This window comes from Chitinophaga caseinilytica (genome assembly GCF_038396765.1).
Classification (GTDB): domain Bacteria; phylum Bacteroidota; class Bacteroidia; order Chitinophagales; family Chitinophagaceae; genus Chitinophaga; species Chitinophaga caseinilytica.
The window spans coordinates 5270850-5294284 of sequence record NZ_CP150096.1 but is presented as its reverse complement, the minus strand read 5'-3'; the positions used below and the strand labels follow the sequence as shown (position 1 = coordinate 5294284).

17 protein-coding genes are annotated in these 23435 nt (G+C 55.9%); 8 read left to right on the top strand and 9 right to left on the bottom strand.

Annotated elements, in window-relative coordinates; translation table 11 throughout:
• Positions 1-75 precede the first annotated feature (75 nt).
• Together WJU22_RS21735 and WJU22_RS21730 are read left to right on the top strand one after the other, a co-directional pair.
• Entirely contained in the window at positions 76-1152 is a 1077-nt protein-coding gene (locus tag WJU22_RS21735; protein WP_341840276.1) for a sensor histidine kinase, read from the top strand.
• On the top strand, positions 1149-1868 hold the full coding sequence (locus WJU22_RS21730; protein WP_341840275.1) for a LytTR family DNA-binding domain-containing protein: 720 nt from the start codon (positions 1149-1151) through the stop codon (positions 1866-1868). The genes WJU22_RS21735 and WJU22_RS21730 overlap by 4 nt, the downstream gene beginning before the upstream one ends.
• 59 nt (positions 1869-1927) lie before the next feature.
• Here the strand turns inward: WJU22_RS21730 and WJU22_RS21725 are convergent, their stop codons facing one another.
• From WJU22_RS21725 to WJU22_RS21695, 7 genes are all read right to left on the bottom strand, one after another.
• Positions 1928-3298 (bottom strand): TlpA disulfide reductase family protein, encoded by a 1371-nt coding sequence (locus WJU22_RS21725; protein ID WP_341840274.1) that lies wholly within the window; start codon positions 3296-3298, stop codon positions 1928-1930.
• 79 nt (positions 3299-3377) lie between these two features.
• Positions 3378-4826 (bottom strand): PKD-like family lipoprotein, encoded by a 1449-nt coding sequence (locus tag WJU22_RS21720; RefSeq protein WP_341840273.1) that lies wholly within the window; start codon positions 4824-4826, stop codon positions 3378-3380.
• Positions 4827-4856: 30 nt separating this feature from the next.
• Positions 4857-5606 carry a DUF4843 domain-containing protein gene (locus WJU22_RS21715; protein WP_341840272.1) on the bottom strand — a complete coding sequence of 250 codons (750 nt, stop codon included), beginning with the start codon at positions 5604-5606 and terminating at the stop codon, positions 4857-4859.
• A 32-nt stretch (positions 5607-5638) separates the two neighbouring features.
• Positions 5639-7054: a RagB/SusD family nutrient uptake outer membrane protein gene (locus WJU22_RS21710; RefSeq protein ID WP_341840271.1), complete on the bottom strand. Its 1416-nt coding sequence runs from the start codon at positions 7052-7054 to the stop codon at positions 5639-5641.
• Positions 7055-7065: 11 nt separating this feature from the next.
• Positions 7066-10494 carry a SusC/RagA family TonB-linked outer membrane protein gene (locus WJU22_RS21705; protein WP_341840270.1) on the bottom strand — a complete coding sequence of 1143 codons (3429 nt, stop codon included), beginning with the start codon at positions 10492-10494 and terminating at the stop codon, positions 7066-7068.
• Positions 10495-10728: 234 nt separating this feature from the next.
• Complete coding sequence (locus WJU22_RS21700) at positions 10729-11943, bottom strand: FecR domain-containing protein (RefSeq protein WP_341840269.1); 1215 nt, start codon at positions 11941-11943, stop codon at positions 10729-10731.
• Between the two features lie 76 nt (positions 11944-12019).
• Positions 12020-12613 (bottom strand): RNA polymerase sigma factor, encoded by a 594-nt coding sequence (locus WJU22_RS21695; RefSeq protein ID WP_341840268.1) that lies wholly within the window; start codon positions 12611-12613, stop codon positions 12020-12022.
• A 253-nt stretch (positions 12614-12866) separates the two neighbouring features.
• On the opposite strand from WJU22_RS21695, the gene WJU22_RS21690 reads away from it, so the two are divergent.
• Positions 12867-13604, top strand: a complete 738-nt coding sequence (locus tag WJU22_RS21690) for a hypothetical protein (protein ID WP_341840267.1) — start codon at positions 12867-12869, stop codon at positions 13602-13604.
• A 5-nt stretch (positions 13605-13609) separates the two neighbouring features.
• Here WJU22_RS21690 and xth read toward each other — a convergent pair whose 3' ends face one another.
• On the bottom strand, positions 13610-14383 hold the full coding sequence (gene xth, locus WJU22_RS21685) for an exodeoxyribonuclease III (RefSeq protein ID WP_341840266.1): 774 nt from the start codon (positions 14381-14383) through the stop codon (positions 13610-13612).
• Positions 14384-14561: 178 nt separating this feature from the next.
• On the opposite strand from xth, the gene WJU22_RS21680 reads away from it, so the two are divergent.
• Entirely contained in the window at positions 14562-15656 is a 1095-nt protein-coding gene (locus WJU22_RS21680) for a Gfo/Idh/MocA family oxidoreductase (protein WP_341840265.1), read from the top strand.
• A 73-nt stretch (positions 15657-15729) separates the two neighbouring features.
• Here the strand turns inward: WJU22_RS21680 and WJU22_RS21675 are convergent, their stop codons facing one another.
• Positions 15730-16251 carry an RNA polymerase sigma factor gene (locus tag WJU22_RS21675; RefSeq protein WP_341840264.1) on the bottom strand — a complete coding sequence of 174 codons (522 nt, stop codon included), beginning with the start codon at positions 16249-16251 and terminating at the stop codon, positions 15730-15732.
• Positions 16252-16385: 134 nt separating this feature from the next.
• On the opposite strand from WJU22_RS21675, the gene WJU22_RS21670 reads away from it, so the two are divergent.
• From WJU22_RS21670 to WJU22_RS21655, 4 genes are all read left to right on the top strand, one after another.
• Complete coding sequence (locus tag WJU22_RS21670) at positions 16386-17348, top strand: FecR domain-containing protein (RefSeq protein WP_341840263.1); 963 nt, start codon at positions 16386-16388, stop codon at positions 17346-17348.
• A gap of 92 nt (positions 17349-17440) precedes the next feature.
• The gene (locus tag WJU22_RS21665) at positions 17441-20866 is read left to right on the top strand and encodes a TonB-dependent receptor (protein ID WP_341840262.1); all 3426 of its coding nucleotides are present in this window, start codon (positions 17441-17443) and stop codon (positions 20864-20866) included.
• Between the two features lie 25 nt (positions 20867-20891).
• On the top strand, positions 20892-22457 hold the full coding sequence (locus tag WJU22_RS21660) for a RagB/SusD family nutrient uptake outer membrane protein (protein ID WP_341840261.1): 1566 nt from the start codon (positions 20892-20894) through the stop codon (positions 22455-22457).
• A gap of 18 nt (positions 22458-22475) precedes the next feature.
• The gene (locus WJU22_RS21655) at positions 22476-23372 is read left to right on the top strand and encodes a DUF5017 domain-containing protein (protein ID WP_341840260.1); all 897 of its coding nucleotides are present in this window, start codon (positions 22476-22478) and stop codon (positions 23370-23372) included.
• The last annotated feature ends 63 nt before the right edge of the window (positions 23373-23435 follow it).

Genomic DNA, 23435 nt, shown 5'->3' with positions numbered 1-23435 from the left:
CGTTTTCGGGGGCGATGCGGGCAAATTCGTCGACGGGCGGCGCTGCGAGCCGCGAAGTTTGGTATTTTTGATACCATGCCGTTAATAGAGCGATTCATACAGTTTACCAGCAAATACCGGTTTCTCACCCATTTCACCTATTGGCTGTGCGTGTATATTTTGTCGATCGCACGGTATAATACCTATACGAACCCGACGTATACATTTGGCCAGGAGCTGCTGAACAGTTTCTTCTTCATCGGGTTTGCGGCCATTACCTCGTATTTCCTCACGTATTTTTCCCTGCCGAGGTTCCTGGCGGGGAAGCATTACCTGCGCACGTTTTTGATAACGATGTTCGGCCTCTATCTCATCATGGCGTTGTCGAGAACGTTCGTCGTGTATTTCCTGGAGCCGATCATCCGGCCGAAACCCTTCAGCCAGGAGCCTTTGCTCGAGATTTTCACCGACGTGGATTACCTGTTCTGGAATTACTTCATCCATTCGTTTTCCTTCGCGTTCGTGTTTATTTTCATCAAGCTGCTCAAAGACCAGTATGTGGTGAACAAGCGCGCGCTCGACCTGGAGAAACAGAAGGCAGACATCGAGCTGCAGGCGCTCAAAGCGCAGCTGAACCCGCATTTCCTGTTCAATACGCTCAATAATATCTACTCGCTGTCTATCCTTCATTCCCCCAAAACTTCACCAGCCATCGCGCGCTTGTCCGAAATCCTGGATACGCTGTTGTACCGGTCGGGCAAGCCTTTCGTGCCGGTTTCGCAGGAAATAGCACTGTTGCAGAACTACATCGAACTGGAGAAACTCCGGTACAACGACCGCCTGGCCGTTTCGTTCGAGCACCGCGTGGCGCAGGATGTGGAGATCGCGCCGCTGATATTACTGTCGCTCACCGAAAACGCCTTCAAGCACGGCGCGGGAGAAGATGCGGGCTGCCCCGAGATCAGGATTTCGCTGACGCAGGAGAAAAACCAGTTCGTTTTCGAGATCAGCAATACGTTCCGGGAGAAGGTGAACGGGCAGCTGGGCATCGGCCTGGAAAATATCCGCAAGCAGCTGGCATTGTTGTACCCGGAAACGCATACATTTGAGATCATGGCAGACCAGCGCGTGTTTACGGCGAAGCTGGCGCTGCGCTTAAACCTGCCCGTGTGAAGATCAAATGCCTTATCGTGGACGACGAGCCCCTGGCCATCGCGCTCCTGGAGAACCATATCGGTCGCCTGAGCGCGCTGGAAGTGGTGGGTACCTGCGCCAACGCCATGCAGGCCGCGCAGGAGCTCCGTGCCCAAACCGTAGACCTGCTTTTCCTCGATATCAAGATGCCGCAGATCACCGGTATCGAATTCCTCAAAACCCTCCGTCAGCCGCCCGCCGTCATTTTCACGACGGCTTACCGGGAATATGCGCTGGAAGGATATGAGCTGGATATCGTCGATTATCTCCTCAAGCCCATCACGTTCGAGCGGTTTTTCAAAGCGGTGGAAAGGTATTATTCGCGCTTTTCCCCCAAAGATCCGCCGGTGAACCCGATGGCGCGGCACCAGCCGGAGGAGGAATACATCGCCATCAAAACCGGCAATAAATACAACCGCATCCCCGTAAACGATATCCTCTATATCGAAAGCGTGAAAGATTATGTGGTGCTCCACCGGGCCGATGGGTCTACCTTCATGGCCAAATTCAAGATCGGCGATATGGAGATCGAAGTGAAAGACAAACGTTTTTTACGGATACACCGCTCCTTCATCGTCAACCTTTCCAAAGTCACGGCCTTCACGGCGCAAGACGTGGAGATCGGCAGGCTGGAGCTGCCCATCGGCGCCAACTACCGCGACATCGTCTTCAAAGTGCTGAAGGCCGGGCAATAACCCCAAAGCAAAAAAAGAAGGGACGAGCCCTTCTTTCCTTACTTTTCCCGGATGCGATATCAACCTTCCGCCAACTGGAGGAGCAGCGTTTTCAGCGCCGGGTCCGATGGCCGGGGCGCATCCACCGTCACGATTTTCCCTTCTTTGTCGAAAATCAGGAAACGGGGGATGGCGTTGATCTTGTAGTATTTCGTGAATTCACTGAAGCCCTTTGCGTACAGTTGAATGCCGGTGAGTTTTTCCTTCTCCACGAACGCTTTCCATTTGGCTTCGTCTTTGGCTTCGTCGCAAGACAGTGAAACAAACGCGATGGCTTTGTTTCTCAGTTCTTCTTCCAGTTTCTGCAGATGCGGGATTTCCGCGCGGCAGGGCATGCACCAGGTAGCCCAAGTGTCTACCAGCACCACTTTCCCTTTCAGGCTGGCGAGCGAAACGGTATCGCCGTTAACGTCGGGATAGGCGAAGTTGTACGCCTTTTCCCCTTTGGCGTAGGAGGCCAGGGCCGATTCGCGGCGGAGGTATTTCGCCTTGCTGGAATCGGTGAGGAGGTATTTTTTGAAAGGCGCCACGTCGTCGCGCAGCTTTTCCAGCGACTGGTACCGCCCCAGCCCTTGCACGAGGTAAATGCCTTTCAGCGTATCGTTGCAGAAGAGGTTGAGGGAGTATGACAGCCGTTCTTCCCGGGTAATTTCGGTGCCGCTGTTCATGTTACAGTACAGCGAGTAGCGGTCCATCCGGTCGAGCCCGTCGCCCAGCTGGAGGATGCGGGTGTCACAGAATTTCTTCGGCTGCAGGATGGTGTTGTAGTACGCGGGATACTGGTCTTTGGTGGGATGGACAGACCGCGGCGTATAGATAAACTGGATAGCAGCGTATTCCACGTCGCTGTCGATCACCATTTTGAGCAGTTCGTTGAACCGTTTATTCGGTGTGTTGACCTGTTTTTTGAATGCCGCCGCTTTGGGAATGAACGCGGTGAGGTGGGTGAAGAACTCGGGATATTCGGTGCGGTCGCTCCAGAAGAGGAATGCGGGCACGGCGATGCCATTGTACATTTGCTGCCATTCGTTCAGCACCTTGTTTTCGGGCGAGGTGCCGGATAGTTCCGTTCCGTTAGCAAGTATGTTAAGCTTCACCGCGTCGCCGGACTTCAGGTAGAGCCGGCCGGGCAACGATTTGCCGGCATTGTCTGTCACGTAGTAAAAACCTTCTTTTACTTCCGGCAGGGCGAAGGCGTAGTTGTTGCCAGCATCGAGGGTGGTGGAGGCATATTCGGTCATCTGGCCTTCTACCACCTGGTAGAGCTGCACTTTGGATGCGCGCTCTTTATCTACGGTGCCCCGGATGATAGTCAATGGTTTTTGCGCGAGGGCCTGGAGGCCGGCGCATAACAGGAGGGCGGTAATGAAGCGTGTTTTGTTGATTTGCATGGTGATGGGAGATTTGAGGGATGACGGCGGGCCTCCCGTGCGGGAGGGCCCTGGCCATCATACCGGGATAAACAGCGATTTAGTTACCGCTTTTGTAAGCAATTCCGTTGATTTTGCCGAACCCGTCGAAAACGGTCCGGTAAGTGTTCCCTTCGAAGTTGCCGGTTACGGCCAGGGGGAAATAATATAGTTTTCCATGGCCGGCTTCGTTGGTGGCGATGCCGATGAGGCGATCATTGTCTGCGTCGTCGAAATCTTTCCAGTTGAAATACATTTTCATGTCGGCCACCTGCGTGCCGGCGGGGAAAGTGTAGAGCAGGGTGGAGGTTTGGGCGAGGATGTCGAGCTTGTAGACTTTATTCCCGTTGGAGTAATAGAGGTAAGTCAGCGTTTTGGACATCCGGTAATGATCTGCCCCCAAAAGCCCGGGCAGCCCGGTAACGTCGTACTTCGCGACGGCGGGGTTCGGAATGCCGGCATCGAGGACGTAAATGAAAAGGGAGTCGTTGTTATTGTTTTTGAATAGCAGGTTGTGCATGTCCGTCACGTTATGCTCTGCGTACAGCAGCTTTTTGCCGATGTTGTTCATATTGTACGCATCCGCTGCGGGGTCGAACTGGGGGCAGGGGCTCAGCTCGATGTCGTACGGGCCGGCCCTGAAGAAGCGCTGGGAGATGCGGTCGTAGAAGAATTTGCCTTCGGAGACGGAGTAGATCGGATAGGGCTCCATGTAGTAAGGCCCCTCCCCGGCGCCGATGAGCGGCAGGCCGAACGTATAAGGCGGGGGCAGCACGGTGGAGGCGGTATAGACCAACCCGTTGTTGTACATCACCTTGTCTGACCCACCCAGCAGGTAGTTCCCTTCCGGTTTGGGCGCGGGCGCGTCGTAGAAGAACTGGTCGAACCGCTTGATCTTCGTAAAGTCGACATAATCCACCTGGACCATATCCGCCGGCGAAAGGATGTAGATTTCCTGGCCGCGGTACTGGATGATACTGATATCCCTGGCTCCTGCGGGCAGCTTTTGCCCTTTGTTGCTGGTGGAGTAGATGTTTTTAAAGATCTTCTTCCCGCGGGTAACGAGCCCGATGTCGGTTGTGCCGCCGTTCTCTTCGAGCACCATCCATCCCTCACCGAACGCGCTTTCCACGCTGATCGAGAACCGTTTTTGAAAGCTGACGCCGGTTTTCTTGTCGGTCACGAAATAATCGAGGTTGTAGTTCCCCGGTTTTTCGGAGATCATGGCGGTGAGGTTTTTTCCGGTGCCCAGCTGGCGGCGCTCCTGCGGCGTCCCGTTTGCGGCATAGAATACCCATTCATAGGTAAGTCCGGCCGCATCGGGCATCGATTGCTTCAGCTGCACATTGATCCGGAGCGTATCCTGCTGCAGCACCACTACGGCGCTGGAGTCGCTGGTAATGGAAACCTCGTTGATATCAATGTAATCGTAATTGCCTTTGTCTTTGTAACATCCTGCCATGGCTATGCCCAGCGAAATGCAACACAGGAGTTTTATATGTTTCAACATCTTGATCGGTTTAAGTCTTTTAGCGAATCATTAAAAAGTGACCGGGTTGCCGAACTCGTCTATGAGCGTGCCATGCTCGGCTTCATAAGCCTCCAGTGCATTCCGGCAAACGGACTCGAAATACTGGAACTGGCCGTAGGGAAGCGCATTAGGCCCGGTGTCGGGGAATTCCGCCCTGCCGGTGACGTCGATGATGAAGCCGTATTTCACCTGGCTGTAGGAGCCGAAGAAATATTTCAGCCAGCTGTCCCAGTTATTGGGCTTGGTGAGGAAGTCGTTGATCTTGACCAGGTACCGGATCCCCGCGCCGGGATAGGCCCAGTCGCCGCCGCGCGCGTCATCGATACCGGGCTTGAAGTCTTTCGATTCCCGGATTTCGAGCAGGAGCCGCACTTCTTTCGTTTTTTGCGCCGCGTTCCGGAGTATCCTCACGGGCACATATGCCGTGTAAGCCCCTGCGGGCACTTTGGCGGGAAGCACTTCGTAATCGGTACCGGCCACGGCGGTGGTAAGACTGTCTACCGTTCCCCAGGTCACCACCCGGTCGTAGTCTTTCGCCGTTCCCATGATCCTAACGGGGATCTGAACGGTATCGAACTGCATTGTCTCGCTTTTGATGGCGAAGGAATAAGACAGGCTGTCTTTCTCCGACAGGTTGGGGTCTTTGAAGAAGTAAATCATGTCTGGCTGGACGTATTCCACCAAAGCGGTTTTTTCGCAGGCGCACCAGAAAGTGGCGGCAAAGGCGAGCAGACAGGTATATTGAAAGGATCGTTTCATGGTTGAGAAAATTTAAAGTGGATCATCGTTGCTTATTCGAACCGTTTTCCGAATTCGACCTCATCTTCGGGCAGGGGCAGCACGTACACCCTGGTGGCGTCTTTGCTGCTACCGTCGATCAGCGGGTTGTTGATCCGCTTGAAATAGTAGAACAGCTGGCCTTCGCCATAGCATTCCTTCTTGTATTCCTTGAGGATCTCGGCCTTCAGCTTGTCTGCCGTGATGTTGGCGTTGAGCAAGGTCAGGCCGCGGTTGTGGCGAACGGTGTTCAGGTAGCCAACACCTTCTTCCGTCGTAGCGGCGCATTCTGCGGCGATGTAATACATTTCGGACAGCCGGACCATGGGCACGATGTTTTTCAGATAAGTGTTGGTGGCTTCCTGCCAGTACTTGCTGGTGGCGTATCCGCTGCCGATCTGGACGAACGAATAGTTGAACCGGATGTCGGAGCTGCCGCCGCTCGTGGTTTCGAAGAGCGCCCGGGTTTTACTGGTAGTGGTGCTGAGCAGGGGCAGGCCGCTGCTGGATTTGGTGTACGCTTCCGCATAATCTTTCAGCTTATACACCTGCAGCGTGAAGAGGTGCTCGCTGGCGTAGAGGCGGTCGCGGTTGATGGTGGCCGACGCCCTGGAAGGCTCCACGAAAGGGAATAGCTTTTGGTTGCCGATCACTTCCTGAGCAGCGGCCAGCGCTTTGGGCTTGTCGCCCGCATAGAGGTGGATGCGCGCTTCCAGCCCTTTTACGGCCCAGTAGTTCATGTAATTGCTGGTGGGGTCTTCGCTGTAGAGGATATTGACTTCTTTGTTGCCGCCCAGCAGCTGTTCCGCTTCCGCGAGGTCTTTGAGGCAATTGGCGATCACATCGTTCACCGGCAGCAAGGGATAAACGCCCACCCCGAATGTGGTCACGTAAGGGATGGAAGGCTTGGCGCCGTCTACGATCGGCGCGGTGCCGAACAGGCGGAGGAGGTCGAAGTGGAGGTAGGCCCGCAAGGCGAGCGCCTGGCCTTTCACCCGGTCGAAATTATCGAGGGTGAATTGCTTTTTCTTTTCGTCGATCTGAACGAGGACGTTGTCCAGGTTGGCGATGCAGGCATAGGTTTCGCTCCAGATGGCGGCGATCCGGGTCTTCACCCTGTCGTCTGCATAATTGTACACGCCGGCCTGTCTGAAAGTGTTGCTGGCATTGTCTGACCCGGCGAACGTGATGTTGTAGCATTGCGCCATCACATCGAGGAGCCCGTAGGTCATTTGCTGGCCATAGAGGTTGCTGCTGCCGAGCTTGAGGTACACGCCGGTGAGCGCGTCCAGGAACCCCTGCTCGTTTTCGAACAGCTCCCTTTGCCGGATCTGGGTTTTGGGGCTTACGTCCAGCCATTTTTTACACCCGGCCGCCATCACGGCGAAAAGGGCGAATATGATGAGTTGCTTGAAATATCTGGGATACATCGGTCGGCATTTTATTGGTTGATGGAAGTGGTGATGTTGAACGTGAAATTGCGCGCGAAGGGATAGTCGAGCCCGCGTTCCATTTTGATGGTGGACCACCGTTTCACTTCATTGGCGATGAAGCCCAGGCGGGTATTGCTGAGCCCCCAGCGCCGGGTAACCCGGTCGGGGATCTGGTAACCCAGCGAAATGCTGCCCAGGTTCAGGTAGTTGTTGTTCTGCACAAAGCGGGAAGTGGCATTGCTGGGCGGGATGAAAATACCGTTGCTGGCGTATATCAGCCGCTGGAAGTACTTCACGTCGCCAGGCTTCGTCCACCGGCCGAGCAGCAGCCTTCTGTCTACCTGGTACTGCAGGTCTGCGCCTTCCACACGGCTCTGGAGCGTTTGGTTGTACGCCTGTCCGCCAAACTGGAAATCGAAGTAAACGCCGAGCGTAAATCCGTGCAGCGTGATGTTGGTGCCGAAGTTGCCGTTCAGGTCGGGCGTAATGTCGCCGGCGATCACCTTGTCTTTCGGGTCCCAGTCATACGTCAACTTCCCGTCTTTCTTCACATACACCTCGCGGCCGTTGCTGGGATCGATGCCGTTGGAACGTACGGCCCAGATCACATTGGTGCTTTGGCCTTCCTCGAACCGGTATTGCGGTTTCGTTTGCTGGCCTTCATCGTTTTTATCGTTGGTCTGGTTCAGCTTCTTGAGCGAGTTGGAAATGCTTTTAATGTAGTTCCGGTTGTGGTTGCCGTTGACGAAAAAGCTCCAGTAGCGTTGGTTTTTCTCGTTTTTGACGATGAAGTACGTGGCATTGAACTCGTAACCGTTGTTCTGGAGCTTGCCTACGTTTTCCTTGTAGCTGGTGACCCCGTCAGACGGCGGCGTGTTGATGTCGAGGATGAGGCCGTTGGTATTTTCGCGGTAAATGTTGAAGGTGAGGTTGAGCCGGGTGTTGAACATTGTGAGGTCGGTGCCCAGGTTCTGCTTGATGGTTTGCTGCCAGGCGAGGTTTTCGTTGCCATAGCCCATGAGCACGGCGCCTACTTTGGAACGATAGTTCTGGTCCGTGTAGTATTTGTAAGACGTGATGCCCATGAAGGGAGGGAAGCGGTTATCGCCCGTGGAGCCCATGGATGCGCGGATGCGCAGCCTGTTCACGACGGCTGACCGGCGGAAGAACTTTTCGTTATGGACGTTCCATCCCAAACCCGCGCTCCAGAAAGGCGCAAAGCGCTTGTTGACGCCGAACTGGGAGGAGCCGTCGGCCCGGAAGCTCACGTCGGCCAGGAACCTGCTGTCGTACGTATAGTTGAAATTGCTGAACGCGGATATGCGGCGGGTAACGGCATTACCGCCGTCGGGCTTCGTATTGGCCGGGTATCCGTTGCCGAAGCCGATGTCGTTCATCCTTTCATTGGGGAACCCCGTCACCGTAACGCCCACGTAATCGCTGTTCGTTTCCGCGATGTTGACGCCGGTGGTATTGTAAAGGTACCCGTTGCCCAGCTGCTTGTTGTAATCCAGCTGCAAAGAGCCGTCGTACGAAAAGAACTGGCTGTGCGTTTGGGTGTAGCTGCCCCTTTCGGTAAAATCGTCTTCCTCATAGAAGGAATTATGCTTGGCGGGCAGGAACTTGTCGCTCTGGTCGGTCTGCTTATTGATGGCCAGTTTGCCGATGGCCCTGAAAGCATCGTTGATCCGCCATTCCAGGTTGGTCTGGTTGGTGATGCCGGTGTAGGTAGACTGGTCCACGATATGCAGCGTGGCGTTGTACAGCGGGTTCAGGTACGGGGTGGATTTGCTGCCCTGGATGGTATATTGTTCCACGACCTGCAGGGCATTGCCGTTTTCGTCGAAAGGTTCCCAATACGGGTTCATTTGGGAATATTCGCTGAAGGAGCCGTAGTTGGAGTTTTTGGCTTTGTTGAAAGCAACGCTCAGTACGTTTTTGATCAGCAGCCCTTTATGCCGGTAGCTGAGGTTCATGCCGCCGGTGTAATTGTTGCGCCCGCTGTTTTTCATGACGCCGGCGTTGTTGTTGTACCCGAAGTCGATGCCGTAGCGCACATAGTTGTCGCCGCCTTCCAGGTAAATGGAGTGCCGCTGGCCGAACCCGGTGTGGACGGGCTTGGAAAGCCAGTAGGTGTTTACGCCGCGTTGCACCTTCGTGAGGCGGTTGCTGTACAATTGGCGGTAATACGCGTCCAGCCCGGCCTGAGCGCCGTCGCTATACCGGCTGTACACGCCCGCGAGGCGCTCCACTTCCAGTTTTTCGGCGGCATTGGTCAGGTCGTACACGGTGAGGTCGGGCGCGGTTACCTGTGCCTGCCCGCTGTAGGAAAGACGGAGCTTCCCGGGTTTGGGCTGCACCGTTTCCACGACGATCACGCCGTTGGCGGCGCGGGAGCCGTAAATGGAGGTGGCGGCGGCGTCTTTGAGGATCGTGAAGCTCGCGATGCGGCTCATGTCGAGGTCGTATATTTTCTGGATGCTCACTTCGAAACCGTCGAGGATGAACAGGGGCTGGTTGGGATTGCTCATGTAGTTAGATGAGAAATCGGCCCCGGAAACGGGCGCTTTGCTGTTGCCGCCCTGGGTGGGAAAGTTGTTGGTGCCGCGCATGGTGATGGTGGGGAGCCGGTTGGGATCGGAGCCGTATTGCACGTTTTCCGGGATATGAATGGAAGCGTCGAATACCTTGAGCGCCTGCAGCACGTTCAGTCCGTTCACACTGCGGAGCTGCTGGCCGGAGATGGTGGTCACTGCGCCGGTGAAGCTTTCTTTCGGCCGGTTGTAAATACCGAGGACAACCGTTTCGCCGAGGGATTCCACTTTGGGTGTAAGTGCTATGGTGATGCCGTTGGGCTTGCCGTTTGCGCCGGAAACGAAGCTCCGGGTGAGGAGGACAGGGGTCACTACTACTTCGCGGGACTCGTAGCCGATGAAGGAGACGGTGATGGTTTGGCCGGCCTGCAGTTCCATGTCGAACACACCGTCCGCATTCGTGACCCCGGTAATGCCGGTGCCTTTGACCTGGATGGTGGCGCCTGCGAGGGGCTTGCCGTCGGGCCCTGTGATCCGCACCGGTACCGGCGGAGCGGCGAATGCTTCGAGGCCCGGCGGCATGGCGTACCGCTGCATCCGCCTGCGGGCGGCGCTTTCAGACAGCGTGATCGTTTTACCCTGGATGATGTAATCGAGCTGCTGGCCTTTCAAAACCACGTCCAGCAAAGCCGTCAGTTCCATATCGGTCACTTTCAGGGAAACGGGCCGGGTGCCTTCGAGCATTTCGCGGTTGGTGAAAAGAACATACCCGGTTTGAGATTCAATGGTGGAAAAAACCTGCCTGAGCGTTAGGTCTTTTCCCGAAATAGAGACGGTTTGGGCCTTCCCGGAGGCAAATACCTGTAAAAGAGCAGCGGTGAGCAAAAAAGCGGTTAGTTTCATAACCAGCAGGATTTTGGTGATAGGGCGTCGCCAGGCCGGCCGCTCGGTAGCTGCGGGCAGGAAGGGACTCGCCCCAAAAGCGAATTTTGTCATACCTTTAGGTAAGTTTTGGTTGTTTAATGAAAGAGAATAGAAGCTCCATTCAGATCAACCGAACTATCTGCCGGGAGTGTTCGAGCACTTCCGGTTTTGTTTTGGTTGATCCGTTATTTTATAGGTCGTTAGTCTGCCTGGTTAAGGTAATACCACCAGTTTTCTTCCCTCCAGCCTGAAACGTACTTTCGACTTTTCCAGCATGACCAGCAGGCCTGCCAGGGGAATGTCTTTCGTCATTTTACCGTCGAACGCGATGTTGGGGATCCCGTTTTCATATACTACCTCGATGTCGTACCACCGTTCCAGTTGTTTCATCACTTCTTCGAGCGTGGCGCCTTCGAAGTTGAACAACCCGTTCTTCCAGGCCATCGCTTTATTGATGTCGGCATTGCGGACCACGGTAACGCCTTCGTTGCGGGTCATTTCCACCTGCTCGCCGGGGTTGATCACGCCGGTGGCCGTGCCGTGATGCTGCATGCCGGGCAAAGATGTTACCTTGACGCGCCCTTCCAGCAGGGTTGTCCTCAGCGTTCTTTCGTTTTCATACGCATTTACGTTGAAATGCGTCCCCAGCACCTCGATTTCCATATCGTTGCCCGCGCGCACGCGGAAGGGCATTTCCGCATTTTTCGCCACTTCGAAATAAGCCTCCCCGTGGATGTCTACCCGGCGCTCTTTCCCGATAAACGCCGTGGGGAAGCGGATCGAGCTGGCCGAATTGAGCCAGACCTTCGTGCCATCGGGCAACGTGAGCTGATACTGGCGGCCCTTGGGCGTGGTCATCGTATTATATACCAGTTCGTCGGGCGTAGCGCCGGTTTTATCATACGCCAGTCCCCCGTTTTTCAGCACCACGTCGGCCCCGTTCTGACGCGCCACCATCCCGTTTTCCAGGCTGTCGAGCACGATTTGCTGTCCGCCGGAAAGCGTGAGCACGGCGCCGTTCCGGCCGGGGGGGATGTTTTGCGCAACGGAGGCCGGGCCGTCGTTTTGCGTACCGTCATTCCCGAAACGTTTCAGCAGCAGGAAGCTGGAAGCGGCGAGCAGGATCACTGCCGCCGCCCAGCCCCATTTGCGGATGGAATGTTGCCGGCGAACGGCCGGGTTGGTTTTTGATGCTATGTGTAGTGATGGTTTGTCGGCGTTCAATGCCTGGTGGAAGAGGGGCCACAGCTTTTCATCGAAAGGCGCGAGCGCAGGGGCGTCTTCCAGCAGCGACGCGGCCACTTCCTGGTACAGCGCCCGGTTTTCCTCCGTCAGCACTTCGTTGATGAACGTTTGCCGTTCGGCATCGCTCAGGGTGTTTTGCATATAACCCTGGATGAGATAAGCCATGTCTTCTTTGTTCATCATCGGTGAAGGCAGTTTAAGGTGTCAGTATATAAGAGCCGGGAGAAAGTGGAGGTGTAATGCCGGGAAGCGATATTTTTTAAAAAAGTATCCAGGCCAGCCAGAAAATCTTCCCGGCCTGGAGGAGATAGGCCCTGATGTGGGCCAGGACGGCGCTGATGGTATTTCTCACATGGCCGCGGGAAAGGTCGAGTTTCCGGGCGATCTGGTCTGAGTTGAGGCCTTCTTCGCGGCTGAGGCGGTAAATCTGCCGTTGCTGCGGGGAAAGGGTGGCGAGGGCTTGCTGGATAACGGCCTGTATCTCCTTGAAATTCAGGTGATGGTCTGCCCCGGGCTCGGGAGAGGGATAGCCGGCGGCTTCCGCGGTTTGCGGCGTCATCTGGGCGTACCAGGCTTTCTGGCGCGCCAGGTGCCGGAAGCATTGGTGAGTGGTAACGGTTTTCAGCCAGGCGGTAATGTTGGCGACCTCAGGCAGCTTGTCGCGGTACGTCCATATCTGGATGAATACGTCCTGCAAGGCTTCCAGCCGGCTGTTATCGTCTTTGACGAGGCGATGGATCCAGTGTTGCAAAAGCGGGCTCCATTGTCTGAAAAACCGGGCAAATGCATGTTCGTCGCCCTCTGCTACGAGCAAAAGCAGTTCCTTGTCATTATGATTCTGGTTGATCGGCAAGTGTTGGCTAGTTACGCGATGCAAACTATAATAAAAATGAATAGGTCGATAGTATGGGGTCAGAACTTTTTCGGGGGAATGGCGGCTCCACATGGTCAAACCGGGCCCCACACGCACGCCGGTACTGGCCAACGGCAGATGAGACGCGGCCACGGTAGACGCCTATTATGTAAAGGTGGCCGGCGACCGCCGGAGACGCGCAGGAAAATACTGACAATCAATCAACAGGCACGTTAATTGCGGCGGCAGGAAGATGAAAAAGACGGGCTTGATCATTTTTGGTGCGATGTGGCTGGCATTGCAGGCCACCGCACAATTCTCGGATTCTACGCATTATTATGTCAAATATGCCTCCACGGGGTCTATCAACCGGACGCAGGACGCGAAATCGTACCTGCTGAACAACTGGCTGGCGTTCAAGATCAGTAAGCGGAAAGTGGTGCTGAACGCAGATGCGGGATATATTTACGGCCGGCAGGATGCGTCGAAGACCAACAGCGATTTTTCGGCTTCGCTTAATTTTAACTGGTACCAGGGAGACGACCGGCGCTTCTATTACTGGGGGCTCACAAGCTATCTCAAAAGTTATTCCCTCAAGGTGAACGACCAGTTCCAGGGCGGGCTCGGCGCGGCGTACGATGTGGTCAGCCGGCCCGCGGCACTCGTCAACCTCAGCAACGGGATCTTGTTCGAGAACAACGATCTGTTGATGAAAGACACGATCCCCGACGTTTACCATACTTTCCGCAATTCCCTGCGGCTGTATTATAAATTCACCATCAGCAAAATCGTGGTGCTGGAAGGTTCGCATTTCTATCAGCAATCGTTCCGGTATATCGACGATCACATCCTCAAAAGCACGAATTCCCTTTCCATCAAACTGCGGTCGTGGCTGGCGATCACGGCGGCGCTGCAATACAACAAGATCAACCGCACGGAACGGGAGAACCTGTTCATGAATTACGGGCTGACGATGGAAAAATATTTTTAACGGGATTAGTTTTTCAATTCGATCCACACCGGCGCATGATCGCTGGATTTCTCCCATCCGCGGACATTTTTATCAACGCCGGCGCTTTTCAGCCGGTCTTTAATAGATGGGCTCAGCAGGAAATGATCGATCCGCAGGCCGGCATTCCGGCCGAACGCGTCGCGGAAATAATCCCAGAAGGTATAAATGGTTTCGTCGGGATAGAGGGCGCGCAGCGCGTCCGTCCACCCCTGGGAGATCACTTTTTCATAAGCCGCCCGCGTTTCCGGGCGGAAGAGCGCATCGTCGACCCAGCGTTCCGGTTTATATACGTCGCGGCCGGTGGGGATCACGTTGTAATCCCCCGCCAGCACCACGGGTTTCCCGGAATCGATATGCTGCTTCGCATGCAGCGCGAATCGTTCGAACCAGCCCAGCTTGTAGTCGAACTTGGGCCCCGGCGCGGGGTTGCCGTTGGGCAGATAGAGGCATCCGAGCGTAATGCCGCTTACTTCCGCTTCAATATACCGGCTATGGAGGTCTTCCGGGTCGCCGGGCAGCACGCGCGTCACTTCCACCGGCAAGCCGTGCCGCGAAAGGATGGCGACGCCGTTCCAGCTTTTCTGTCCATGCCAGATGGCTTCGTAACCGGCGTCGTTGATCGCCTGCAGGGGGAACTTTTCTTCGGGCGCCTTCAGCTCCTGGAGGCACACATAATCCGGCCGGCTTTCTTCCAGCCAGCGCAACAGTACGGGCAGACGGCCATTCACGCCGTTTACGTTGTAAGTGGCAATTTTCATCTGCCGAAGATAGGATTTTCAGGGGAAGGGATCTTTCCGCCGCAGCATGGCTTTTGAAGCCGAGTTTCTTTCATCCCTGATTTTTGATGTGTTGCTGAAAAAACTTGCAGAGAGACACCCATACTTGTTCTTCCCCGGAATTCCCCGTATCTTATCTAGCCTTAAAACCCGACATCCCATGAACCACACCCGTCGCGATTTCCTCCAATATTCGGCGATACTTGGCGCTGCAGCCGTTACATCGCCCCTGACCGGCCTGGCCGGCTTTTCCCGGGAAAAGAAACTCGGCATCGCCCTGGTAGGCCTGGGCGGTTATGCCACCAACCAACTGGCGCCCGCACTCCAGCAAACGCAGCACATCGAGCTGCGGGGGATCGTGACCGGCACGCCCTCCAAAATCCCGGTCTGGGTGGAGAAATACCGCATCCCGGATAAAAACGTCTATAATTACGACAACTTCGACCAAATCGCCGGTAATAAAGATATCGACGCCGTTTACATCGTGCTGCCGAACTCCATGCACGCGGAATTTACCATCCGCGCCGCGAAGGCCGGCAAACACGTTTTTTGCGAAAAGCCCATGGCCGTCAATGTCCGCGAAGGCCAGCAGATGATCGACGCATGCCAAAAAGCAGGCAAACAGCTGGCTATCGGTTACCGCCTGCATTATGACCCGTTCCACCTGGAAATGATGCGCCTGAGCCGCGAAAAGGTTTTCGGAGCGGTGAAACTAGTAGAAGCCAGCGACGGTTTCCGGGCCGGAGACCCCAACCAGTGGCGCCTCAAACACGCCCTTTCCGGCGGCGGCCCGCTGATGGACGTCGGTATTTACGCCATCCAGGGCGCGCGGTACACCATTGGCCTGGAGCCCATTTCCGTTACCGCACAGGAATTCCCGAAAACGGACCCGGTGAAGTTTAAAGACGTGGAAGAATCCCTGGCCTGGCAACTCCAGTTCCCGGGCGGCGCAATCGCCAATTCGTTTACGACCTACATCGCCGGCGTCAACCGCCTGTACGCCGCCGCGGAAAAAGGCTGGTTCGAAGTGAACAATGCTTTCGGGTACGGTGGACAGCAGGGCAGGACCAGCAACGGTCCCATGCCGTTTACCCACATCAACCAGCAAGCCGCGCATATGGACGGCGTGGCCAAAGCGATCCTCGAAAACCGTCCGAACAACGTGCCCGGCGAAGAAGGCCTCCGCGATATGAAAGTGATCGAGGCCATTTACGCTTCCGCCGCAGCAGGAGGGAAGTCCGTCAAAATTGGATAAAAACGTTTTAGTATAAAGAAAGCCTCCGGGATCCGGAGGCTTTCTTATTTATAGTGATGCCGTCAACCTGATGTCAGGGTTGCCCGTTGAGGTGGGAAAGCTCATTCTTGAGGGATTTGAGGGCGCGGTTCATTTGCACTTCGATGGTGCCCGTCGCGATTTTCATCTGCGCGGAAATTTGCTTGTAGCTCAGCGCATGTTCCTTATGCAGCCGGAAAATCATTTGCTGCTGGGGCGGCAGTTTATTGATGGCCGCCTGCAATTGGGCGTTCAGCTCACGGTTGCGGAGATAATCTTCCGGGGAATCCGTTTTTTCTTCTGGAACATGATGCTGCATGCCCTGTTGCCGCCGCGCCGTTTTCCGCACCTCGTCCAGGAAAATATTGCGGGCATATGTCCGCAACAGCGCAATCACCGCTTCGTCGTCTTTCACCGCGTCGAGGTTGTTCCACAACCGGATGTACGCCTCCTGCATAATGTCTTCACACCGCTCCTTGTCCTTGCACAAATGGAAAAGGCTCGCATACAGCCGGTCAACCGTGCTGTCCACGATCTTCTTGAACCGTTGTTGCGATATGTTTCGTATCAGCGTCATTTCCCGGGATTCGGAACCCTAAAAATAAAAAATAGTTAAAGAAAAGAAACCTTGTATAGGCAAGTCTTTAAAAAAACGTGTTTAAGAGCAGAGAACAGACTTTCAAAAGGTTTTAGCGGATTAAAAGCGCAACGATGGACCCATATCTATTAGAAAAATATTTAAAGGGAACGGCTTCGCCGGATGAACGGAAAGAAGTGGAAGCATGGCTGGAAAGCAATCCGGAAGCGTGGATCGATGATTTTATGGACCGGCACGACGGGGAAGGTGAACGGCTGTCCGATCCGGAAAAGGCCGAATTCACCGGGAAGCTCATGCGCCGCGTCCGCCCGCGCCGGGCCCGCTGGCTGCAGGTGGCCGCCGTGCTCGCAGGGCTCATGGCCGCCGGCTGGTACCTCCTCAAGCAGGATAAACTGAAGCCCCGCGAGGTTCGGATGGTCGATATCTCCGTGCCCGCCGGCAAAACGGGCGCCATCACCCTGCCCGATGGCTCCAAAGTTATCATGAACGCCGGCAGCCACCTCCGGTACGCGCAAAATTTCGAAGGAAGCACCCGCGCGGTGCAGCTGACGGGAGAAGCGTATTTCGACGTGAGCCCCGACGCCGCGAAGCCTTTCGTCATCCAGTCGGGCGCCCTCAGCACAACCGTCCTGGGCACTTCATTTAATATATCCGCCTATCCGGGCAGCCGTCGCCAGTCTGTCACCGTGCTTTCGGGCAAGGTGTCTGTCCGCGACACCGCCAGCCATCGCGCCCTGACGCTCCTGCCGAAGCAAAAAGCCGTATTCGTGCCGGGTTCCGCAGGGCTCACGGCCGAAACCCTCGCCAACGCGGAAAACGAGATCGCCTGGCAGCAGGGGAAACTGGTGTTCGACGATACGCCGCTGTCTGAAGTCGCGGAAAAACTTTCCCGCCGATATGGCGTGCAGGTTGTATTGGGCAACGATCGCCTGGCGCTTTGCCGGTTCAACGGACAGTTCGACCGCGAACCGCTCGATGTGATCCTGAAAATGATCACGTCGCTGACCAACACCCGCGCCACGCGCTCGGCAGACACCGTGTACCTCTCCGGCAAAGGGTGCGCGCCTTCCCGCTGATTATCTCAACCTTAAAATACACGTCCTTATGCAGCTATGATCCATTCTGCCTCCATCTGAATTTTAATTAAGAATGCACAACAATCAAATCTATGTGGAACAATCTACTCTCGTCGAAAAAGTGGATGGCCGCGCCGCTCGTGTTTTTGCTCCTGATCGTATCGTCGGGCGCCATGGGGCAGGTGGGCCTTGCCAAAAAAATCTCCGTCAATTTCAGGAACACGCCGCTGAAAGACGCGCTTAAAACCATTACGAAAGAAGCCGGCACCGTGTTCGTCTACACTTCCAACGACGCGGCCTTCCAGGCGCCCGTCAACTATTCCGCCACGGCAGAAAGCGTGGAAAACGTTATCAGAAAAATATTGACGCAGCAGCAGCTGCAGTTCCGGGTGATGGAAGGGAAAGTGCTCATCGAAAAGGCCCGTCCCGCTCCAAAGCCGCAACCGTCCAATAAGCTTATCCATATCACCGGTAGAGTGGTGGATGAAGAAGGGCAGCCCATGCCCGGGGTGACCGTCAGCGTGAAAGGCTCGCCCATCGGTACGGCCACCGATGCGGAAGGGATGTATCATCTCAAAGACCTGTCCGGCAACGCGGTGCTAACGTATTCGCTGCTCGGGTACGGCCGCCAGGAGCAGCCGCTCAATGGGCGAGACGTCCTCAACGTTACCCTGAAAGTATCGGCCAGCGAACTGAGCGAAACTGTGGTGATCGGGTACGGTACCCAGAAACGTTCGGACCTCACCGGTTCCGTGGGCAGCGTGAACGTGAACGATATGAACAAGGCGCCGGTATCGTCGTTCGACGAAGCCCTCGCCGGGCGCGTGGCGGGTGTGAACGTTTCGTCGTCGGAAGGCCAGCCGGGCTCGGGCATCATCATTTCCATCCGCGGCAACAACTCGCTTACGCAGGATAATTCGCCGCTGTACGTGATCGACGGGTTCCCCATCGAAAGTGCGAACAACAGCCTCATCAACCCCGACGATATCGAAACGATCGATGTGCTGAAAGACGCGTCTGCCACCGCGATCTACGGGGCGCGCGGCGCCAACGGCGTTATCATCATCACCACCAAAAGAGGGAAAACCGGCGCGCCGTCGATCTCCTACAACGGCCGCTATGGCTGGATGGAGAACATCCAGCGCATCCCGGTGATGAATGCGTACGAGTTCGTAAAGCTCCAGCAGGAGATCAACGTGGGCGACCTGGACGAAACCTATCTCGCCAACGGCGTAACGCTGGACGATTATAAGAACGTGGAAAGCATCGACTGGCAGGGGAAACTCTATCGCGTGGCGCCGCAGCAGAACCACAGTATTTCCATGCGCGGCGGATCGGATAAAACGAAGTATGCCGTGTCTGGCCAGGCGCTCGACCAGCAGGGGACCATCATCAATTCCGCGTTCAAACGTTACCAGGCCAAGATCAGCCTCGACCAGATCATCAACGACCGGATCAAGGTGGGCGGGAACGTGACGTATACGAACACCAAAACCACCGGTACCACGCCTTCCGCGCCCAGCCTGTCGTCTATGAACAATCTGCTGTACAGCGCGTGGGGATACCGGCCTTCGGGGCCCATCCGGTCGGAAAAGCCCATCAATGAGAACTTCGAAGACGAGTTGATAGACGATATGGTGAACTCGGGAACGGATTACCGCATCAATCCCTTCCTCAGCGCGGAAAATGAATACCGCCTGCGGAACGTCGACAATCTCATCGCCAATGCGTTCGGGGAATATAAAATCCTCCCGAACCTGCGCCTGCGCATCTCCGGCGGGCTCAACAAAAATACCCAGCGCAACGATGCGTTCAACAACTCGAAAACACGCAGCGGGAACCCGTACACCGTGTACAAGGTGAACGGTTCCATTATGTATTACGAAAGCACCAACTGGTTGAATGAGAATACGCTCACGTTCGACAAGAAATTCAATAAATACCACCGCCTCAATGCCGTGGCGGGTTTCACGGCGCAGGGGAACCATTATGCCGTACATGGGATGAGCGCCAACCAGCTGCCGAACGAAAGCCTGGGGCTGAACGGCCTCAGCCAGGGCGTGCCGCAACCCATCACCAGCAGCGAATCGGAATGGGCGCTGGCATCGTGGCTGGCGAGGGTGAACTACGTGTTCCGCGATAAATATTTCCTCACGGCGTCTTTCCGCAGCGACGGTTCTTCCAAGTTCCGGGCAGACAATCAGTGGAGCTACTTCCCTTCGGGCGCGGTGGCCTGGGAAATTTCGAAAGAAAGTTTCATGAAGGAAATCCGGTTCATTTCCAATGCGAAGCTCCGCGCCAGCTGGGGCATTACGGGCAACAACCGCGTGTCTGACTACGCCACGTATGCGTTGCTGGATTTCGGCGTGCGGAATTCCTATTATTCCTTCAACAACGAACTGCAGCAGAGCGCCATCCCCGTTACGATGGCCAGTACCGACCTGAAATGGGAAAACACGGCGCAGACGGATGTGGGGCTGGATGTGTCTTTCCTGAAATCGCGCATTACGCTGGGCCTGGATTATTACCGGAAAGTAACGTCTGACCTGCTGCTGAACGCCAAATTGCCGCCCACCGTGGGTTACGGCAGCGCGTTCAAGAACGTGGGGAAAACGAGCAACGAAGGGCTGGAGATCACGCTGCATACCCGCAATGTGGAAACGAAGGATTTCCGCTGGGGAAGCAGTTTCAACATTTCGTTCAACCGCAGCAAGGTGCTGGCGCTGACGCAGAACCAGGAATCGCTCACGTCTACCATGGGCTGGGACTCCTGGTACAGCAGCGTGGCGTTGTATATCGCGAAGATCGGGCAGCCCGTGGGGCAATTTTACGGGTATATCTGGGATGGGGTGTATGGGTACGACGATTTCGATGCGCTGCCCAACGGCGGCTACCTGCTGAAGGAAGGCATTCCCACCAACGGCAATACCCGCGCGGCGATCAGGCCGGGAGACATCCGCTACCGCGATCTCAATGGCGACGGCGTCGTGAACGTTTCCGACCAAACGGTGATCGGCCGCGGATTTCCGGTGCACGTGGGCGGTTTCTCGAACGATTTCAGCTACCGCGGATTCGATCTGAACGTGTTCTTCCAGTGGTCGTACGGCGCCCAGGTCATGAACGCCAACCGGATCAACTTCGAGAACGGCAACAAAACCTACCTCAACCAGTATAAGAGCTTCGAAGGCCGCTGGACGCCGGAAAACCCCACCAGCAAAATTCCCCGCGCAGGCGGACAGTACGGCTACGTGTATTCCGACCGTACGCTGGAAGACGGTTCTTTCCTCCGGCTCAAAACCGTGCAGCTGGGATATAACGTACCGCAGGCATTGCTGCAACGCGCGAAGATCAAGAGCCTGCGCGTGTTCGTTGCGGCGCAGAACCTCATTACCTGGACGAAGTACACCGGCTCCGATCCTGAAGTAGCCATCGGTTATTCCGCCCTCACGCCCGGGTTCGATTATTCGTCGTACCCCCGCGCCCGGACCGCTACCATCGGCTTAAACCTCGGACTGTAACGTTGACATTTTAAACTGAATGATTATGCAGAAGCTCATTTCCATCACCTGCCTCGCCCTGCTCGCGCTTGCGACGGGCTGCAGCAAGTTCCTGGACAGAAAGCCCCTCTCCACCGTATCTCCCAACAATTACTATAATACCGAATCGGAAGTGAATTCCGCATTGGCTGGTGTATACTCCATCTGCGCCATGGAATTCATGTGGGGCGGCAGGATCCCCATCCGCCACAACGCCAGCACCGACGAAAGTTTTTACTCCGTCACCAATCAGCTGGTAGGTGTCTGGTGGTTCAATTACGACGGGTCTGACCCCGTGGTCACCGAAATGTGGACGTACCTCTATACCGGTATCGAGCGGGCGAACATGCTGCTCGCCAATATCGAAAAAACACAGATGGATGCCGGCCGGAAAAAGGCGGTCATCGGCGAAGCGCGGTTCCTGCGTGCCTGGTATTACTTTACGCTCGTGCAGTATTATGGCGGCGTGCCGTTGAAAACCGAGCCCTCCAGCTCCGTGAACAATGTAGACATCGCCAGAAATTCCGCAGAGAGTGTTTACGCTTTCGTGGAAGCGGAAATGAAAGCGGCGGAAGAGCTGGTAGGAGAGGTGACCGATATCAAGTCCACCGAGCGCATCTCCAAATCCACCGTGCGCGCCGCCATGGCCCGCATGTACCTGCAATGGGCCGGCGAACCGCTGAAGAACACCGCCAAATACGCCGATGCACGCGCGGCGGCGCTCAAGGTGGTGCAATCCGGCCAGCACGAGCTGAACCCGGACTACAAGCAGATTTACATCAACGAATGCCAGGACGTCAACGATTGGAAGGAATGCATCTGGGAAACCGGCAACTGGGGCAACAACAGCGATGCTAACCGCCTCGGCGGGCGCCACGGCAATGAAAACGGCGTGCGTTGCACTTCGTCCAACGACCAGGAGATCGGCTATGCCTACGGGTTCAACAGTACCACCTACAAGCTGTACCATCTCTATGCAGCGGGCGATCTCCGCCGCGACTGGGCGATCGCCAATTACACGCTCAATTCCGCGGGGGTGAAAGCGCCCATCGGCGCCACGAGCATCTACAACCGCAACTGCGGGAAATGGCGCCGGGAATACGAGCTGCTCCGGCCCCTCAATAAAAACTACACGCCCACCAACTTCCCCATCATCCGGTATGCAGACGTGCTGCTGATGCTGGCCGAAGCGGAAAACGAAGTGAGCGGCCCCGCGGGTGCTTTCGAATACCTCAACATGGTGCGCCGCCGCGGATACGGCAAACCCATCGCCACGGCCGATCCTGCCGTTGATATCACAGGATTGGGACAGGTGGCTTTCCGGCAGGAGATCCAGGACGAGCGGGCGCGCGAGCTGTGCTTCGAAGGCGTTAGGAAGATGGACCTCATCCGCTGGGGTATCTACCTGGAGGCGATGCGGGACCAGGCGCTGGAAATCAGGGCCAGGGCTACCAACACTTACCAGTACGCGGCCACGGCAGCGGAAAGGGTGTCGGAAAGGCATTTGCTGTACCCCATCCCCGCCATCGAAATGTCGCTGAACAAAAGCATGCAGCAAAACCCGGGTTGGTAAACATGTAAAACGAAATTTATGAAGAAACTCCTGTATACGATCATGGGCGGCCTGCTGGCGGTGAGCTGCAGCACGAAGGATTCCCCTTCGCCCGATTTCAATATTACCGTAAAAAGCGACTCCTATCCACTGGGAGACACCTCGTTCTTTTACCTCACCGGCAATCCCTATACCTTAACTTTCTGGGCGGGCGACAGCACCCACCAGTACAAGTACCGCAACCGCACCACCGCGGCCGGAAAACCTGAAATGCAGTTCACATCGTACCGCCAGGGCGGCAACCAGGCGGGCTCGCTGCAATTGCTCATTTCCACCGATTTCCCCGGCGTGTACGATTCGGCCAGCGTGTATAGCCCGAATACGCATTGGACGGACATCACAGACCGCGCCACCCTTTCCACCGGCACTACCCAAACGGCTTCCGGCGTGATCGATCTGTCGGAATTCGGCAACGGCGGCAAGCCGGTTTACATCGCGTACCGCTACACGGGCCAGAAATCGGCGGTAGCGCAGCGTACCTGGACGGTCCAGACGTTTTCGGCGACCAATGTGGTGGACGAAGACCAGGCCCGCATGCCCGTGGCCGCTAACCTCGCCGCCGGCTCCTGGGCGGTCGTGAAAATGAAGAACCCCGCCGTGCAATGGGTGCTGAGCGCTTCTTCCTTCAAGGTGACGGGCGGAGCGGCGAACAGCGACGAAGCGGAAAGCTGGATCATCTCGAAAGGATTGATGCTGAACAAGGCGGTCCCGGATGTGGGCGTGCCCATCAAAAAAATGGCAGACAACCGGCTGGAATCCTACTTCACCATTTACAAATCCCCCGGCCGCTATACCGCCACGTTCGAAGCGGCCACCACTACGATATACGACAGCAAATCCGCCGTGAAGTCGGTGGATGTGAACATCCTCCCATAGTACATGCAAGGTTAACCATTGGGCCGGTCCTCTTTCGGGGACCGGCTTTTTCTTGTTGCATAA

Excerpts from the sequence above, each read along its gene's own strand:
- WJU22_RS21735 (WP_341840276.1), top strand. The coding sequence starts at position 76 with ATGCCGTTAATAGAGCGATTCATACAGTTTACCAGCAAATACCGGTTT.
- WJU22_RS21725 (WP_341840274.1), bottom strand. The coding sequence starts at position 3,298 with ATGCAAATCAACAAAACACGCTTCATTACCGCCCTCCTGTTATGCGCC.
- WJU22_RS21720 (WP_341840273.1), bottom strand. The coding sequence starts at position 4,826 with ATGTTGAAACATATAAAACTCCTGTGTTGCATTTCGCTGGGCATAGCC.
- WJU22_RS21715 (WP_341840272.1), bottom strand. The coding sequence starts at position 5,606 with ATGAAACGATCCTTTCAATATACCTGTCTGCTCGCCTTTGCCGCCACT.
- WJU22_RS21710 (WP_341840271.1), bottom strand. The coding sequence starts at position 7,054 with ATGTATCCCAGATATTTCAAGCAACTCATCATATTCGCCCTTTTCGCC.
- WJU22_RS21705 (WP_341840270.1), bottom strand. The coding sequence starts at position 10,494 with ATGAAACTAACCGCTTTTTTGCTCACCGCTGCTCTTTTACAGGTATTT.
- WJU22_RS21700 (WP_341840269.1), bottom strand. The coding sequence starts at position 11,943 with ATGATGAACAAAGAAGACATGGCTTATCTCATCCAGGGTTATATGCAA.
- WJU22_RS21690 (WP_341840267.1), top strand. The coding sequence starts at position 12,867 with ATGAAAAAGACGGGCTTGATCATTTTTGGTGCGATGTGGCTGGCATTG.
- xth (WP_341840266.1), bottom strand. The coding sequence starts at position 14,383 with ATGAAAATTGCCACTTACAACGTAAACGGCGTGAATGGCCGTCTGCCC.
- WJU22_RS21680 (WP_341840265.1), top strand. The coding sequence starts at position 14,562 with ATGAACCACACCCGTCGCGATTTCCTCCAATATTCGGCGATACTTGGC.
- WJU22_RS21675 (WP_341840264.1), bottom strand. The coding sequence starts at position 16,251 with ATGACGCTGATACGAAACATATCGCAACAACGGTTCAAGAAGATCGTG.
- WJU22_RS21670 (WP_341840263.1), top strand. The coding sequence starts at position 16,386 with ATGGACCCATATCTATTAGAAAAATATTTAAAGGGAACGGCTTCGCCG.
- WJU22_RS21665 (WP_341840262.1), top strand. The coding sequence starts at position 17,441 with ATGTGGAACAATCTACTCTCGTCGAAAAAGTGGATGGCCGCGCCGCTC.
- WJU22_RS21660 (WP_341840261.1), top strand. The coding sequence starts at position 20,892 with ATGCAGAAGCTCATTTCCATCACCTGCCTCGCCCTGCTCGCGCTTGCG.
- WJU22_RS21655 (WP_341840260.1), top strand. The coding sequence starts at position 22,476 with ATGAAGAAACTCCTGTATACGATCATGGGCGGCCTGCTGGCGGTGAGC.